Below are 15362 nucleotides of genomic sequence, written 5' to 3'. Positions count from 1 at the left end.
TTCTTTGTTATTAGACCCAAAGGTTACATTAATGTATAAAAACTTTCCTTTAAGTTCGTAAAAATAATCGCAGTTAAACAGACAACAAGAAAAAACATAAACAAAATTGCTTTATACATCGAATTCATCCATCTCCACTTTTTATTCTAGCATTTATCACTCAATGATACATTTTACCCTCTAATTTAAGGGGAGACAACACCAAAAAGGCGGATTTTGTCGATTATTTTTTTACATTTTTGTTACAAGATTTTCTTGTGATTCTTTCCAGACGTTTTTCGAGATCAAATATCTGATCCATCTTACAATCACTACGTTTTTCAAGTAATAATTTCGCTTTCTCTCCGAACTGAAGTGCCTTCTCATAATCCCTTTTTTTATGTTCATACCACTTAGAAAGTTCAAGTGAGGAGTCAAAGGCAATCACATCGTCAGATACATTCGACAATTTCACCCAAATTTCACTAGCCGCTTCATAATCTTTCTTCTTCTTTAATTGTAAAGATAGTTGCCAGCGAGAATGATAGGCTTCCATACTTTCCCCTGACGCTAATTCTATAAATGTATTTTCAGCAGCCGAATCTTCCCCAAGGTAAGAAAACCAACGGCCCACCTCAAAAGCTTCTTTCACCGTTTGATCATGATCCATTCTTAAAATCTGAAATGTTAAATGGGTATACAAACTAATAAGGGATAGAATATCTATCTCGTTATGTTTGATAATTCCAATCATTCCTTCTGGCTTTTGCGTTTCAACATAGTCAAAGTAAATCATCGGTGCTAAGAATCCTGGAACGTCATCGACTCTTTGAATATCAAGAATTTCCTTCTCGACGATCGATAGCTTTAATCGGTCTAGCTTATGCTTCCATATTCTTCGAGAGGCATGAAACAAATCAAAATGTCCAAATGAAGGTAACTTTGGAACATGATCTTTTAGCAAAGTATGCCTTGTTTTTACTTGTGGCCAATCAAAGGCTTTTCCGTTATACGTCACTAGCGTCGTATAATCAACCTTTTCAAGAAAACTAGTATACAGAGGAATTTCGCTTCCGGGTCGTGGAAGAATATGCTGTCTCACAACAAAATGATTGTCTTCCAACGTGGCATGTCCAAGAAGAAAAATCGTATTTCCTACTCCCCCACCCAGTCCTGTTGTTTCTGTATCGAAAAAAAACAATTGCTCTGGTAGAAACCCCTTTGCTGACAGTGGATGAGAGATATTTGATTCATTCCAAGCTTTCACAGCGTCAATAAATTCGCCTAACTGATATCTGCCATGTTGGTAATCAAACGGATACTTTACTTCTCTTACAAGGCAATAATCGTCCTCTAAAAAGTACGGAGTAACTCCATTCTCCTTCCACTCATCTAAAAAAGGGATTTCCTTATTTGACTTTACAGGTAGAGTACTCGAACTTTGTTTCGAGCTCTCTGGAATAGATAGATGAGGTTTTAATCGATTTAGCTTATTTTTCAAACTCAACTGACTCTACCCTTTCCCACTTCATTTTGAAACAAATTTAATATTTTCAAGCAGTCAATCTTTGCCGTTTCCGCCGTAGGATCTGTGCCAATACAAGACGGACAACCCTGATGACAATTACAACGGGTAATCATCTCTTTCGCCTCTTTAATAATTATTTCCATTCCATCATAGATCTTTTCGCTAAGTCCAATTCCACCAGGATAGCGGTCATAGAAAAATAACGTCGGCTTTTCATTGTGCACAGCTTTCACTTGTGGAACGACATGAATATCCTGTGGGTCACACATAACAAATAAAGGAGCAATATGTTTAAACGCATGAGAAATTCCAATTAAGCCTTGATCCAAACGTTCCTCTGGTAATTCAGTGGAGGCTTTTTCAATCGAAATCCACACAGAACTCGTATGAAGCTCAACTTCCGGTAAATGAATTGGTCCGGACCCTATATTTTCATGTGTTTCGAATTTGATTTTTTTAAAGATCGTTGCTTTAGCTAATACGCTAACATCTCCATAAGCAACTTCTACCATTGAATTTTCCCTATTCTTATCAATCTCTAATACTTTTAATTCGACCGCTAAATTGGCGTCCGTAAAATAATCAACAGCTACCTCTCGAACGAATGCCTTCTTTTCCTCCCAATCGAGCTTTTCCACCTGATATTGTGTTCCTTGATGCAAATAAATAGCCTCTTCATGCAGTAAGGTCATACTGGAAAAAAGATCCATTTCACCTATCACACGCGCTTTAGAAACATCTGATTGGTCTATTATGACAACATTATCTTGTGAGGCAGAACGCAAGCTAATATTGTGGGCAGGGAACGAATCATTCATCCAGTAATATTTCTCACCATTTTCAAAAAGCACCCGTTCTTCTACTAAGTATTCTAGAAGTTCTTCAATTTCCGTTTCTCCAAAATAGTCACCTTTCTTAAATGGTAACTCATACGCTGCACACTTCAAATGGTCAATAAGAATAATTAAGTTATCTTTGTTAATTCTCGCTGTTTCTGGGCTGCTTGTAAAAAAATAATCAGGATGCTGTATAATGTATTGATCTAGCGGACTAGAGCTTGCCACAAGTATCACTAACGATTCTCCATGTCTTCTCCCAGCTCTTCCCGCTTGTTGCCATGAACTTGCGATCGAACCTGGATAACCCGTCATAATACATACCTGCAACTGACCTATATCCACTCCTAATTCTAAAGCGTTTGTACTTACGACACCATAGATGTCCCCGTTCCTTAGACCTTTTTCAATTTCTCGTCGCTCCGTTGGCAAATATCCACCCCGGTATCCTCTTATCGCCTTTGGACCAAGTTGATACTTTACAAGCTCTTGGAGATACGATAGTAAAATTTCGACTCTCACTCTGCTTTTCGCAAAAACAATGGTTTGAATTTTATTTTTTAATAATATACGTGCGATATTTCTAACCTCAAGCGTTGCGCTCCTTCGAATATTTAAAGGTTTGTTTACAATGGGAGGGTTATAAAAAAGAAAATGCTTCCTGCCATTTGGTGCACCATTATTATCAATTAACCTCATGTTTGTTTCTGTTAAATGTTCAGCTAACTCAAGTGGATTAGCAATTGTCGCAGAAGTACAGATAAAAATAGGGTTACTTCCGTAAAATTCACAGATTCTTTTCAAACGCCTAATTACATTTGCGACATGACTCCCAAATACACCACGATAAATATGTAGCTCATCAATGACAACAAACTTTAAATTTTCAAATAACGATACCCACTTGGTATGATGAGGGAGAATGGCCGAATGAAGCATATCTGGGTTCGTTATGACGACATGTCCAGCCTTCCTTACTTTTTCTCTTATATTTGCAGGAGTATCTCCATCATATGTGTAACTATTAATTTGAAGCTCTGTTGCTGTTATTAGCTCATTAAGCTCACTTTTTTGGTCCTGTGCTAGCGCCTTAGTAGGAAAGATATACAAGGCTCTAGAATCCATCGATTCGATGACCGTTTGAATAACAGGGAGATTGTAACAAAGCGTCTTACCAGAAGCCGTAGGTGTCACTGCAACCACGCTTTCTCCCCGTCTAATCGCTTCATAAGATGATTTCTGATGAGTAAACAGCCTTCCAATTCCTCTCTCCTGCAATGCCCTTTGTAAGTTAGGATGGAGGTCATTAGGCAATTCCGATGTTTTTGCTTCTCTTTCTTCTATTGTATGCCAATGCACGATTTGGTCTTTAAATTCTTCATTTTTCTTCAACTCAACAATAAGATCTTGTAAACTTTTTCTTACCTTCATTGTACAGATCACCTCTATAACTCTATCATACCGAATAAACGTTCGTAATTAAAGTACTGTTTAAAAATAACAATGTTTCCCACCCATCTATTCTTTCAGCTTTGGATTTTTGGTAAAATAGAAACTAGGTTATTGCTAAGATTGAGGTGTGTAGGAATGAAAAGTACTGAAATTAAAAAAGTATTATCTGAGTTCTCTTTATTTCGAAGCTTAGACGAAGATGAGCTTCAAAAAATTATTGATATATCTATTTCAAGAGATTGGAATCGTGGTAGTCATGTTTTTATGCAGGATGATCCCCTTGAAAACGTATATTTTATCCACTCTGGAAAAGTAAAGATATATAAAAGTGATATTAACGGGAAAGAACAAATCGTTGCGATTTTAAAAAAGGGTGAAATGTTCCCACATGTTGGTTTCTTTCGAAAAGGGGGATACCCTGCGTATGCAGAAGTATTGGAGGCTACAACCTTAGTAGTGGTTCCTATCTTACCATTTGAAAAGGTCCTTATTGAGAATCCTACTCTTTGTATTAAAGTATTTAACGTATTAAGCGAGAAAATTGTCGACCTTCAAGACCGGTTAGAAGAACAAATCCTTAATAATACATATGAACAAATAATTAAGCTACTGATCCGGTTGGCAAAATTACATGGTAAAGAAACAAATGGAATCTTTACGCTAAATGCTGAATTTACTAATAAAGATTTAGCCAATATGATTGGAACGACACGCGAAACCGTTAGCCGTACTCTCACCAAAATGAAAAAAGACGAGCTTATTGAAGTAGATGGCAACGGTACCATGACTTTTGTCCTCGATGAACTACTCGAGGAATTAATTTAATAAAAGTGGACGCATACATGTTGGTATGCGTCCATTTTTCTATTTTCTTAGCTGTTACAAAAGGATGAACCGCCTATATCGAAATTGCATAATCTGTTAGGGAGAATCATATAGAGAGGGGTAGGATCATGTCTAATAATTTGCCAAATAAACCAAATCGTAACGATCGTCCTGAACCGTTCGGAGAGATTGCCAAAGCGATGAATGACTTTTTTCAAGAAAGACCAGTCAGAGGTTTTTTACAAAGCATTGATGAGTTCTTCAACCTTCCGTTTGCGACCTTTCCCGTTTCTGTGAAAAGTTACGACAGAGAGCATCATATTGTTGCTGAACTTCCAGGTATTAAAAAGGAACAAATTAGTATCGATGTCCTTAATAACACACTGTCGATTACAGTAAAAAATGGAGAAGTGATTATTGAAGAAGATGAGGTTCATAAGGTCTATAGTAGGAAAAATAAAATGCAACAAATGAGTAGAACTATTACTCTTCCCCAGCCAATAAACGAAAAAAAGGTGAAGGCCTCTTACCATGATGGCTTGCTAACAATTATTGTGCCGAAGCTGCCTGGAAAGAAAATTAATATTATTAATGACTAAGCAGACTTTATTCTGCTTTTTTTTTCCGTATAAAAAGGTATAGGGCACCCCTATACCTTAAACATGCCTCCAAGACCCTTTACCATCGAAGAGACTTGGGTGACTGCATTCATCATCTGACCAGCTGTATCAACCATTTTGTTAACGTCAAATGTTCCATCTTGTGTTTTAAAAGAGTTCATTATTGATTTCACACCAGTTGGCGGCCTTGGTATAGCAGATTGCTTAGGATAAGGATGTGAAAATGGTTGGCTAAATTGACCATACGCAAATTGATTGTGATACGATATTTCAGGTTCTTGAAGAGGATTATGAAGAACGGCTTCCGAAAGCTTATGCTTCTTTTCTTGTGAGTAAGGTTGATTTCCCTGATATGGATAATCAAAACCCTGTCCCTGAAATCCTCCCCCACCGTATGGATATGCTGGGCCATAAAAGGATTCATTAGGAAAATAATTATAACCATTTTGTACCGGTCCAGAGTAGTTCATATTGTACATAGGAACATTCATAGGTTGTTCAAAGTAGTTGGCGTATGCCTCTGGCCGAGTATGGACTGCTTCATTTCCCCACATATAAGGATAGGCTTCATTCATCATCGGTTGAAATTGTGGACGATTATATCTTGATCGATTATATCTTTGACCGAACAAGGGCACACAACCTCCTTTCTTATATTCACTGCTATAATTTATGTTTCATCCGCCTAGATGGTGAATAAAGAATAAAACATCTGCTATAAATCACCATTTTTGTCTAACGGTGTCGGAAGTCTCAATATTTAAAAAAACATCAGTTTGTGCCTCCACATGATACGATAATAGAGAAGAAACAACCTATATAGAGGGGGAATTTAGGTGAATATTCAAGAATTAAAAAATCATTTCCAATCAATTAAAAAATACGAAACACAAGACGTAAACGAGTTATTAGACTTTGTTAAGAAATGTTATATTTACAATGAAATAACTACTTGTGAATACCGTAATCTTGTTTATGAACTTGAAACACTAGGTGCAAAAACCCCTGAACTTGAATCATCTTTATAAAATACATTCGTAAAATGTTAAAAAAGTAGCACCTCTCCGAAATGGCGAGTGTGCTACTTTTTATGTTTCATATTGATTTATATTTGTTCGTAATACGGTTAACACATATCTTACAGATTGAAGGTAATTTATGAATCTTGTTCGACTTGTTTCCGGAAAAAAGGCTTGTACAGAAATCATTTCCATTTGTTCCGCTGCCGATTCAATTTGAGCAATATGAAGATTCTTCGGTCGGTTTTCCCCAATCCAAGCCACCGATTCCTTTCTCCAGTGATCAACCACCTCTTTTACTTCGTCAGCAAATGGTTTAACTTGGGTAAAAAAGTCACCCTTCTCACCTGACATCTTCACGGATAGAAATGTATCTTCTATTTCCTTTGTGTATCCGTACAAACGTTCATTTAATTGTTCTAACATTGAAAGATTATCCAAGTTGCCATGCTCCTTTATCACATATACCCCTACTATAAAGGATAAACGAGAAAATTGAAAAGTTTAAGCAGTCGTTCTCTTATGTTGTCTATCATTAGTAGACTTATTTTGGGCTAAATTGAATTTCCCCTCTAGTATATAATAGCGGTTTTCCGTTTTCCATAAGCTTTTTTGTTGTTGCTTTAACATATCTGATTCTACATCTGGCAATTTAAAATCAATGGATTTCTCTAGTTCCACAAGATCATTTTGTATTTCAGAAAGCATTTGTAAAATATCTGATTTTAGAATCATCGAACATCCCTCCAAGAATATTTTTCAGCTCTAAGTAAATCTCTTTTGTACTTATTCTTTGTCTTCTTCAAACCTCCTTCCCTTATGACAAAACTAGAAGCAATTCGCCAAAAGAAGTGTAAAATTTTTGTTCTCCCAACTAGGTTTCGACATGAATGAAAAAATGAAGGATGAAACAAACTAATCTCGGAGGTGGTAAAGAATGAAGAAGAGAAATCAAAACAATGAAAAAGAAAATACTCAACCGAAAAAGCTGGAAGAAACAAAACCTGGGTACGGAGATAAAAAGCTTGAAGGTATTGACCGTCCTTCAACATAAAGATATAAAAAGCAAGAATCTAAGAGGATTCTTGCTTTTTATATCCGTTTCTTCAATTGAAGTAACTTATAACACATAATAAAAAAACGAATTTGTTTCTGTTTGTTGGAGTACCAATGAGTCATTTCCCATGGGTGTCGGTGAGTAATCTCCGTATTGAACCATTTATTTTTCACACGAGGCAGTTTTGTCCACTCATTCGGAAGATGGATATGGTGTTTAATAACTGGGTAGGTTTCTCTTAAGACGGGAGTAGTTTCTTCCTTGTTTTTCATAAATTGTTCGTAATCATGCCTCGACCCCGTGTGTTCCGTTGTTTTTGCAAAATGAAAGACCTTCGAGAATATTTCGGGATCAAACAGAATATCAGCTAATCTTTTACCTAAATCAATTCGGTTATCCACCTCTTGAAAGCCAAATACACTTGCTCCATAAAGCTCTCCATGATGAGTAGGAAATAAAACGGCACTAAAATGAAGATAATCCTGAAAAGCAAAGAGAATTGAGTGAAACACTTTTTTATTATAGATTGGATGCTCAATGACTGGTTTTTGAATGACATTTTGCTCATTGATGATGAGTGCCGTCATCAGTCTTCTTTTATCTTTCTCCCTCCAATAATACGCCCATTCATTAATCATAAAAGACGAGACATGAAAATATCGCAATAAGTGAAACATCGGAGTATTTAGTTTCGTCGAATATTCATACAGCAACAATTGGGGGTAGGCATCCTGAAAAATTAACCAATTCGCTCGTTCATAGGTTAAATACAATTGTTTTCTGGTTTCTGCTTCTAAAGCCTGAGGAAACCACTTACCTTCTAAGTCACACATATTCCAGCCAGCATTTCTTGACACCATACTTGCTAAAAAGGACCAAAGAATATCCGAGTGATTTAAAAAATACGTAAAATACGCATCGGTTCTTGAAATATTGTCAATATTACTCGACTCAACTTTTTTCATTATTTCTGTAACCAATTGCTGCTCATCAAAATGATTAAAGGTATTTTTGATATCTTTTTACTCCCTTCAAATGCTATCTTACGTTATAATTCGTTAATCAGTAGTTTTTATTCACCCTATATGGAGCCAATTTTGGTATGATAGTGTAGTTAAAGAGGTGTTAAAAAATGAATATTCATTATCCAAATGGAAAAAAGTTTATGAATCAGTTAAGCACCAGTCAAACAGTGAAGACACGAAAGGACCCAACCTATAGCAACCGAGGAATGACGTTAGAGGAGGATTTAAACGAAACAAATGAATTTTACTTGTTAAATAATATTGCCGTTATTCATAAAAAACCAACACCGGTTCAAATTGTAGAGGTAAATTATCCAAAAAGAAGTGCTGCTGTAATAAAAGAAGCCTACTTCAAGCAAGCCTCTACAACTGATTACAACGGCGTATATAAGGGGAAATACATTGATTTTGAAGCAAAGGAAACAAAAAATTTAACTTCTTTTCCCCTACAAAATTTTCATGCGCACCAAATTCAGCACATGGAAAAAGTCATTCAACAAGATGGAATTTGCTTTGTTATTCTTCGTTTTTCAAGTACAGAAGAAGTATTTCTGTTAGAAGCAAAGCAATTGTTATCGTATTGGGAGCGTATGAAAGAAGGAGGCCGAAAGTCGATTACAAAAGAGGAGTTACTTTCGACAGCACATCTTATTTCACTTGGCTTTCGCCCCAGAATTGACTATATTAAGAAAATAGATTGTTTATATAATCTCTAATTTTTATCTTTTTCTTAAGGGAAAGGAAGCTTTTTTAGTAAGAAAGGAAGGAAACAAATATGGCAGAGCAATATCAATCTAGAGAGGAGCGCCGCAAACAGTTAGAAAAGCAGAAACAATCTAATAAGAAAAAAGGCAAAAAGCCTACAAAAGGATTGTTCATGAAGATTTTTCTTATCCTTGTCGCACTTGGAATTACAGGGATTGTTGTCGGTGCTGCTACATTTGCATATATGATTAAAGACACTCCAGAACTTGATGAAGCACTTTTAAAGGATCCGATTTCCTCCCAAGTCTTTGATATGAACGGAGATCCTTTCACAGAGATTGGGTCCGTAAAAAGGGACTATGTAAATTATGAAGATATACCGGAAACGGTTAGAGACGCTTTTATTGCAACGGAAGACTCTCGCTTTTTTGAACATAATGGAATTGACTTGATTCGTTTAGGTGGCGCGGTTATCGCGAACGTCACCGACGGCTTCGGTTCTGAAGGAGCTAGTACGATTACACAGCAGGTTGTAAAAAATTCCTTCTTAACTCATGAAAAAACTCTTTCACGTAAAGCACAAGAAGCATGGCTTTCTTTTCAGCTAGAACAACAGTATACAAAGGAAGAAATCTTTGAAATTTACGTAAATAAAAACTGGATGGGTAGTGGCGGACACGGTGTTGCCACAGCTGCGAAAACCTATTACGATAAATCCTTAGATGAGCTTACATTAGATGAAGCAGCATTATTAGCTGGTTTACCACAAAGTCCAGCAAATTACGACCCTTTCAAATATCCTGAAAAGGCTAAAAAACGTAGGGATATTGTTCTCTCTTTAATGAATCAACACGGCTATATTACAGAGGAAGAGATGGTAGCTGCACAATCGGTTGATGTATCTGCTGCACTTGTCCCAGAAGACAAACGCGAGACCAATGGGGAAATTGCCTATGACTCCTTTGTAGGACAGGTTATTAAAGAAATTGAAGAAAAGTATCCTGATCTTGATCCGTTCTCTGAAGGCTTAAAAATTTACACAACATTAGATACAAGTGCTCAAGAATATGTAGAACAAATTCTTGATGGCAATGAAATTGTGGAATTCCCTGATGAAAAATTCCAAGCAGGGATCACCTTACTAGATACAAAAACGGGCGCCATTCGTGCACTCGGTGGTGGAAGAAACCAAACACAAACATTCGGATTTAACTACGCCACTGACCCTAGACGTCAGCCTGGATCGACTATTAAACCGGTTTTAGACTACGGTCCTGCGATTGAATACTTGAATTGGGGAACGTATCAGACATTAGTGGATGAACCATATACGTATTCAAGCGGGCAAGAAATAAATAACTGGGATAACAAGCATATGGGCTCGATGACGATGAGAACAGCTCTTGCTCTTTCACGTAACATACCTGCCTTAAAAGCGATGCAAGAAGTTGGGCTTGATAAATCAAAAGAATTCGGCGCGAAACTAGGAATACCTGTTAGTGAGTTAACAGAATCCTATTCCATTGGTGGATTAGGTGGAGCCGATAAAGGCGTTTCCTCCCTCCAGATGGCGGGTGCATATAGCGCATTTGGAAATAACGGCTTTTACACAGAACCATATTCCGTCGTTACGATTGAACTTCGTGATGGAACAAAGCTTGATTTAAAACCTGAAACTGAAGTGGTTATGAAAGATTATACGGCATTTATGATCACTGATATGTTAAAGGATGTTTTAACTTACGGTACGGGTTCTCGTGCCAGAGTAGACGGCCTTGCAGTCGCTGGTAAAACAGGAACAACGAACTATCCTAAGGCAGAAAAAGACAAATATGGTATCCCAACCGGTGCTGTTCCTGATTCTTGGTTTGTTGGTTACACAACCAACTACACAGCGGCGGTCTGGACAGGATATGATGATCGTACAAAAAATTGGCTAACAAGCGACGAACAGAAAATCTCTCAGTTAATCTTTAAAAACCTTATGACCCAAGTATCTCAAGGAAAAGAAACGGCTGACTTTGCAGTACCTAACAGTGTAGAAAAAGTACGAATTGAAAAAGGGACATTCCCTGCAAAACTAGCAAGCGAATATACTCCTAATGATCAAGTAATCATTGAGTATGCAGTTAAAGGAAGTGCACCAAAACAAGTATCAAATAAATATGATAAGCCTTCAGCACCTAGCAATTTAAAAGTTACTCTTGATGAAGCGACGAAGGAACTTCTTGTAACTTGGGAATACAGCGGTGACAATGCGGAAGGCGTGCAATTCCAGTTATACGGATCCTTAAATGATGGTGGAGAACAACTTCTAAACACCACTGCAGAGAAGCAGGTTCGCTTAAAAGCAGAAACACCTGGCTATTATACCTTCAAGGTAATTGCCGTTCGTGATACTCAGCTAAGTGAAGCAGTTACTACAACCATAGAAGTAGTGATTCCTCAAGAGGAAGAAGAACAAGAGGTGGAAGAGGAAGAAACCGAAAATGAGGAAGGTACCGACGAGGGAACTACCGAAACGGGAGAAACAGGCGGTAATTCCAATACTGGAAATACTGGTACTGGTACTGGAACTGGTAATGGTAACGGGAATACTAGTACAGGAAATACTGGTAATACTAACAATCAAGGATCAGGTAATAATTAAAAAAAGGCATCTTTAGTATTTTTCTAAAGATGCCTTTTTTGCGTATTGTTTTTCCAGTTCTTTAAAGAGCTCTACTAATTGCTTATAAGAGTGGAAAGAACCCCGTCGCCCCTGGATAAAACTCAATCTTTCCTCGACATTAATGGGCTTAATTTTCACTTCTTTCCATGAAACATTATCAGGTATAGGTTCCATATTATTTATTAATAGTAACATTTCATGAAATACAGATAAGCCTTTATCCATGAGCCTAGCCGTTTCTTGTTTTTCTCTAATTTTAATAAGCTCCTCAATCTGTCTCTCTATATTTTTCCACTCTCGAAATCCAATTTGAATATCATTTTTGCTCATGAACTACCAGTTGACCTTTCATTCTCTTTTTTCCTTCTCGGCATAAGTTTAGTAAAGGACAGCTTGGACACTGAGGGTTTTGTGCTTTGCAATGATATCTGCCAAAGAAAATCATTCGGTGGTGGGTTACTGACCACTCTTCCCTCGGTACTTTTTTCATTAGTGTTTTCTCAACTTCTAGTACAGAATCCTTCCAACGACATATGGCCAGTCTTTTACTCACTCTTTCAACATGAGTATCCACCGCAATGGCTGGTATACCAAAAGCAACTGACACGACTACGTTAGCTGTTTTTCTACCAACACCAGGAAGCTTGGTTAGCTCATCGCGATCCATAGGTACTTCCCCATTGTACTCATCTAGTAGAAGTTGAGAGAGCTTTTGGATATTTTTTGCTTTATTTCGAAAGAGACCAATTGACCTGATGTCATTTTGGAATTCTTCAAGTGAAACTTTCAAATAATCTTCTGGAGTTTTATATTTTTCAAACAAAGTTTTTGTTACCTTGTTTACAAGTACATCTGTACATTGGGCAGATAATGCCACTGCTATCACAAGTTCAAAAGCATTTGAATGATTTAATTCACAATGCGCTTCAGGAAACATTTCACCCATCGTATCCAAACAAAATCTTATTTGCTCTTTATTCAGCATTTCATCCACTCAACTTTCAAAAAAATGTAAAAAAAATGAGAGACTATGCTCTCTTGCACGATTTATTGTTCAAGCCAATTATAAAATGGAATAGGTTCGGTTTTATTTTCTGGTCGATCAATTTGTTTATTTTTCGCTTGTGATTGATGTGGCCTAAATCTTTTTCCATAATTTTTTGCCTGATCAACGGTTTTGATTCCGTTCTTTTTCCACTCAAAAAGAATGCGATCAATATATCTGAAATTCAACTTACCTGAAATAACAGCTTCCTTTAATGCTGCCTTAATAATCACAGGGTCATGCCGATCATCATCCATCCAGAGAGCAAGGGTCTCGCACTCAAATGGCGATAATGGTCTACCAAATTCCTGTTCAAAGCATGTATACACATCCGTTTCTACTGTTTGTTGCTCCATAAAAACTTTGGCTTTTTTCTGTTGTAGAAAAACATCTAAAAGCTTATCCCATAGAGGATCCAGAGAATATTTCTCAAAACGAATTCCATCGCTCGAATGCCCATCTTCAATCTCAATGAGTCCCTTTTGAATAAGTCGGCGAAGCATATCTGAGCACTGAGTGCTGGTAATTGTCATTAGAGAAGATATCTCATTCGGGGTTGGAAAACCATTGCCTCTTTCGGTAAAACTATATACGTGAATTAATAGTAATAATTCAAGTTCATCAATATTAAGAAGTTTATAAGAAGTTAATAGAGCATTAGGGATTGTGGTATTCCCTAGTTTCATCCAATCAAGCATATTCTCTTTCATTCAAGACACCTCCCCTTTAGTATAACATGAAGTAAGATGTTCAGTAAGGAACTTTCAGTGATTGCCAAATATATACTAGACCAAAATAAAAGGAAGTAGGTACTAGTAAGGTGTGATTTCCGCTGCGGCTGGACGCTTTCCGCGGGCAGGGCCGAGCCGCTTCCCTCGCTACGCTCAGTCCAGGGTCTCAAAGTTTTAAGAGTATACCTGCTGATTGGAGCGGAGGGTGCTTGACTCCTGGGGGATCCAGCGGGACAGGTGAGACCCCGCAAGAGCAAAGCGATGAGGAGGCTCACCGCCCGCCCCCCGGAAAGCAAGCGCCCGGAGCGGAAATCAGCCTTTTCCCACCATTTTCAAACAAAAAAATGACAAAAGGTAGCGAGAAGTGATTCTCACTACCTTTTGTCGACAATCTGAAAGCTCACATAAGCGAGCTTCTTCTTTGATTAAGGATACAAGCGGTTTAATAAACGTGGGAATGGAATGGTTTCTCTAACATGCTCGACACCACTTATCCAAGCTACTGTTCTTTCTAACCCAAGACCGAATCCTGAATGCGGAACAGAACCAAATTCTCTTAATTGTAAGTACCATTCATACGCTTCTAAAGCTAGTCCATGATCCGTTAAGCGTTGCTTTAAAAGCTCATGATCATGAATACGCTCTGACCCACCGATAATTTCTCCATATCCTTCTGGAGCAATTAAATCTGCACATAAAACAACATCATCACGGTTTGGATGTGGCTGCATATAAAATGGCTTTAAAGTTGTCGGATAGTGGGTAATAAATACAGGCTTATCATAGCTCTCTGCAATCGCCGTCTCATGAGGTGCACCAAAATCATCACCCCAAGAAATATCTGTGAAGCCCTTCTCGTGTAAGAATTTAATGGCATCATCATAACTAATTCTAGGGAAAGGTGCTTGAATTTTCTCGAGCTTCTCTGTCTCTCTACCTAATGTCTTCAATTCTAATTGGCAGTTTTTCAAAACAGATTGAACAATATGTGACACATATTGTTCTTGTACTTCTAAGTTTTCTTCAAACTCCACAAATGCCATTTCAGGTTCAATCATCCAAAACTCAATTAAGTGTCGGCGAGTCTTTGATTTTTCTGCCCGGAAAGTAGGTCCAAACGAAAAAACCTTACCTAGCGCCATGGCTGCAGCTTCCATATATAACTGTCCACTTTGTGAAAGATAAGCATCCTCGTCAAAGTACTTTGTTGCAAATAATTCCGTTGTCCCCTCAGGTGCACTACCTGTTAAAATCGGAGGGTCCACCTTTGAAAATCCTTGCTCATTAAAAAACTCATACGTAGCTCGGATAATTTCATTACGAACCTTCATCACCGCATGCTGACGTTTAGAACGTAACCAAAGATGTCTATTATCCATTAAGAACTCTGTTCCATGTTCCTTTGGTGTAATTGGATAGTCAACGGATTGATGAATCACATCAATTCCTTTAACTTGCAGCTCATAGCCGAATGGAGAACGCTCATCTTTTTGTACCGTTCCTGTCACATATACAGAGGATTCTTGCGTGATTCCTTTTGCTTGCTGAAATACTTCTTCATCTACTTCTGCTTTAACAACAACACCTTGAATGAAGCCTGTCCCATCGCGAAGCTGAAGGAAAGCTATTTTTCCACTAGAACGCTTATTAGCAATCCAAGCTCCGATTTTAACATCTTCTCCAACATATTTGTGAACTTGTGAAATAGTTGTTTTATTCACGACAATTCCCTCCAAAAATCTAAAAAGAAGCTAAAAGTATGTATAAAATATATGTTTATAACACCTATAAGTAAGTATCAACTTCTCTTTAACAGTTTAAACTTCGTTTGAAATGCGTAAAGTCCCATCTCATTATACAATTCGAAAT

The 15362-nt window shown here is 37.5% G+C and carries 15 protein-coding genes; 5 read left to right on the top strand and 10 right to left on the bottom strand.

The genetic code is table 11. The features are described from left to right. Nucleotides 1-223: 223 nt before the first annotated feature. Complete coding sequence (locus ACVBAX_RS02875) at nucleotides 224-1486, bottom strand: ribonuclease H-like domain-containing protein (protein ID WP_447115807.1); 1263 nt, start codon at nucleotides 1484-1486, stop codon at nucleotides 224-226. Further along, on the bottom strand, nucleotides 1483-3774 hold the full coding sequence (locus ACVBAX_RS02870) for a DEAD/DEAH box helicase (RefSeq protein ID WP_447115806.1): 2292 nt from the start codon (nucleotides 3772-3774) through the stop codon (nucleotides 1483-1485). Before ACVBAX_RS02870 ends, ACVBAX_RS02875 begins: the two co-directional genes overlap by 4 nt. A gap of 156 nt (nucleotides 3775-3930) precedes the next feature. Between ACVBAX_RS02870 and ACVBAX_RS02865 the strand changes: the two genes are divergently transcribed. Then, a complete protein-coding gene (locus tag ACVBAX_RS02865) occupies nucleotides 3931-4620 on the top strand; it encodes a Crp/Fnr family transcriptional regulator (protein WP_430773060.1) in 690 nt (229 codons plus the stop codon). A gap of 128 nt (nucleotides 4621-4748) precedes the next feature. Continuing rightward, entirely contained in the window at nucleotides 4749-5219 is a 471-nt protein-coding gene (locus ACVBAX_RS02860) for an Hsp20/alpha crystallin family protein (RefSeq protein ID WP_447115805.1), read from the top strand. A gap of 50 nt (nucleotides 5220-5269) precedes the next feature. On the opposite strand, the gene ACVBAX_RS02855 is transcribed toward ACVBAX_RS02860, so the two are convergent. Beyond that, nucleotides 5270-5872 (bottom strand): YppG family protein, encoded by a 603-nt coding sequence (locus ACVBAX_RS02855; protein WP_447115804.1) that lies wholly within the window; start codon nucleotides 5870-5872, stop codon nucleotides 5270-5272. 204 nt (nucleotides 5873-6076) lie between these two features. On the opposite strand from ACVBAX_RS02855, the gene yppF reads away from it, so the two are divergent. Beyond that, entirely contained in the window at nucleotides 6077-6268 is a 192-nt protein-coding gene (gene yppF, locus ACVBAX_RS02850) for a YppF family protein (protein WP_430773057.1), read from the top strand. A 60-nt stretch (nucleotides 6269-6328) separates the two neighbouring features. Here the strand turns inward: yppF and ACVBAX_RS02845 are convergent, their stop codons facing one another. The 3 genes from ACVBAX_RS02845 to ACVBAX_RS02835 all read right to left on the bottom strand — a co-directional run bounded on the left by ACVBAX_RS02845 (nucleotide 6329) and on the right by ACVBAX_RS02835 (nucleotide 8281). Continuing rightward, complete coding sequence (locus ACVBAX_RS02845) at nucleotides 6329-6700, bottom strand: YppE family protein (RefSeq protein ID WP_430773056.1); 372 nt, start codon at nucleotides 6698-6700, stop codon at nucleotides 6329-6331. A 63-nt stretch (nucleotides 6701-6763) separates the two neighbouring features. Next, on the bottom strand, nucleotides 6764-6994 hold the full coding sequence (locus tag ACVBAX_RS02840) for a hypothetical protein (RefSeq protein WP_430773055.1): 231 nt from the start codon (nucleotides 6992-6994) through the stop codon (nucleotides 6764-6766). Between the two features lie 357 nt (nucleotides 6995-7351). Next, nucleotides 7352-8281: a DUF2515 domain-containing protein gene (locus ACVBAX_RS02835; protein WP_447115803.1), complete on the bottom strand. Its 930-nt coding sequence runs from the start codon at nucleotides 8279-8281 to the stop codon at nucleotides 7352-7354. Between the two features lie 167 nt (nucleotides 8282-8448). On the opposite strand from ACVBAX_RS02835, the gene recU reads away from it, so the two are divergent. Next, on the top strand, nucleotides 8449-9057 hold the full coding sequence (recU, locus tag ACVBAX_RS02830) for a Holliday junction resolvase RecU (RefSeq protein ID WP_430773053.1): 609 nt from the start codon (nucleotides 8449-8451) through the stop codon (nucleotides 9055-9057). Nucleotides 9058-9116: 59 nt separating this feature from the next. Beyond that, nucleotides 9117-11696, top strand: coding sequence for a PBP1A family penicillin-binding protein (locus ACVBAX_RS02825; protein ID WP_447115802.1), 2580 nt, complete (start codon nucleotides 9117-9119; stop codon nucleotides 11694-11696). A gap of 12 nt (nucleotides 11697-11708) precedes the next feature. Here ACVBAX_RS02825 and ACVBAX_RS02820 read toward each other — a convergent pair whose 3' ends face one another. The 4 genes from ACVBAX_RS02820 to asnS form a co-directional block, all read right to left on the bottom strand. Then, nucleotides 11709-12047 (bottom strand): YpoC family protein, encoded by a 339-nt coding sequence (locus ACVBAX_RS02820; RefSeq protein ID WP_447115801.1) that lies wholly within the window; start codon nucleotides 12045-12047, stop codon nucleotides 11709-11711. Continuing rightward, nucleotides 12034-12702: an endonuclease III gene (gene nth, locus ACVBAX_RS02815; RefSeq protein WP_447115800.1), complete on the bottom strand. Its 669-nt coding sequence runs from the start codon at nucleotides 12700-12702 to the stop codon at nucleotides 12034-12036. Before nth ends, ACVBAX_RS02820 begins: the two co-directional genes overlap by 14 nt. A 62-nt stretch (nucleotides 12703-12764) precedes the next feature. Continuing rightward, a complete protein-coding gene (locus ACVBAX_RS02810) occupies nucleotides 12765-13472 on the bottom strand; it encodes a DnaD domain-containing protein (protein ID WP_447115799.1) in 708 nt (235 codons plus the stop codon). A 446-nt stretch (nucleotides 13473-13918) separates the two neighbouring features. Continuing rightward, on the bottom strand, nucleotides 13919-15214 hold the full coding sequence (gene asnS, locus ACVBAX_RS02805; RefSeq protein ID WP_430773048.1) for an asparagine--tRNA ligase: 1296 nt from the start codon (nucleotides 15212-15214) through the stop codon (nucleotides 13919-13921). Nucleotides 15215-15362: the final 148 nt, after the last annotated feature.

Source organism: Robertmurraya sp. GLU-23 (assembly GCF_052983275.1).
The sequence above is the reverse complement of the archived record's forward strand: the minus strand, read 5'-3'. Positions and strand labels throughout refer to the sequence as shown.